Source organism: Lacticaseibacillus sharpeae JCM 1186 = DSM 20505, assembly GCF_001436225.1.
Taxonomy (GTDB): Bacteria; Bacillota; Bacilli; order Lactobacillales; family Lactobacillaceae; genus Lacticaseibacillus; species Lacticaseibacillus sharpeae.
In genome coordinates, this window is the sequence record NZ_AYYO01000018.1 from 1 (window position 1) to 1,337 (window position 1,337).

At 47.6% G+C, this 1,337-nt stretch carries 1 protein-coding gene; it reads left to right on the plus strand.

Features of this window, described 5'->3' with window-relative positions:
- The first annotated feature begins 121 nt into the window (after positions 1-121).
- A complete protein-coding gene (locus tag FC18_RS05075; protein WP_054680742.1) occupies positions 122-1,153 on the plus strand; it encodes an IS30 family transposase in 1,032 nt (343 codons plus the stop codon).
- Positions 1,154-1,337 lie beyond the last annotated feature (184 nt).

Sequence of the window (1,337 nt, forward strand, 5' to 3'; positions counted from 1 at the left end):
GGCAGATTTTATAATCAAGTTAGCCACTCGTGACCAAGTTCTTCTGAAATAAAAAACATCAAATCAAACTCGTGTTATCATTGAAGTTCCTACACAAACAATGAAAGAAGAGTCCGATTTGATGCAACTCCAGATTAACACACCTCACATTAAGGGTCACCACCTAACTGATCATGAACGCGATTTAATCCAACAAGGACACGATGCAGGGTTATCTAACCGTGAAATTGCTCGTCAGCTGGGTGTGGCGCCCCAGACCATCCACAATGAGATTATTCGTGGCACTGTCAAACAGAAGCACAAACAGAATGGTAAGGATGTGTATTTACATCGCTACTCCCATGACCATGCGCAGATGAAGTACGACCAAGCACGTTTGAAGTGCCATCGGCCTTCCAAGATTAACCAATCCATGGCTTTCATTGACTACCTGTACACGCAGTTCTTCAATCATAAATGGTCAATTGACGCTGTCGTCGGCTATTCAAAGGTGCACCAGCTGTTCACACCTGAGGAGATGGTCTGCACTACCACTTTGTATAACTATGTCGATCAAGGCTTGTTGATGATTAAGAATATTGATCTGCTGGAAAAGCTTAGTCGTCGCTTCCACAAGCACACGATTACCAAGTTCAACCGTATTCTTGGTCGTGGTATCGACGAACGACCGGCATCGGCCGAAGACCGAAAAGAGTTTGGTCACTTTGAATTAGACACGGTTCAAGGTAAACGTGACGGTAAGGAAAGTGTGATTCTGACGCTGGTGGAACGCAAGACCCGCATGCTAATCACTGCACTTCTAGATGGCAAGGATGCTGATTCAGTCTGCTATGCACTGCGCAATATTCTGGAACAATACGGTCCAGCAATTAAGACAGTGACGGCGGATAATGGTTCTGAGTTCGCTGACTTACTCCAGTTGGGCATTGATGCCTACTACGCACACCCTTATTCAGCCTCGGAACGTGGCTCGAACGAACGTCACAACCGAATGCTGCGCGCAACATTCCCCAAAGGTCAGTCACTCGACACGGCCACACGTAAACAGTTGTCCCGGGCGCAAGATGAGATTAATCATTTACCACGACGGGCACAAGGATACGCTACTCCTGCAGAGCTGTTCGCCAAGGAGACTGCGGCGGTGTGTGGGTAGGTTGACGGTGGGACCCCATTGAGGTGGCTAGACGCCTGGGAACGGCCGGCAAGCCAGCCGCTCCTGACCAGGCTACCACCACAATGCCCACCATCAACCTACCCACGGTTACACAGATTTTTAGAATAACGCATTGATTTAGATGTTATTTTCAGAAGTGGCTAACTTGTACTTGAAATTTACC

Bases quoted from the DNA above. Each gene is read 5' to 3' on its own strand.
- FC18_RS05075 (WP_054680742.1), top strand. From the start codon at position 122: ATGCAACTCCAGATTAACACACCTCACATTAAGGGTCACCACCTAACT.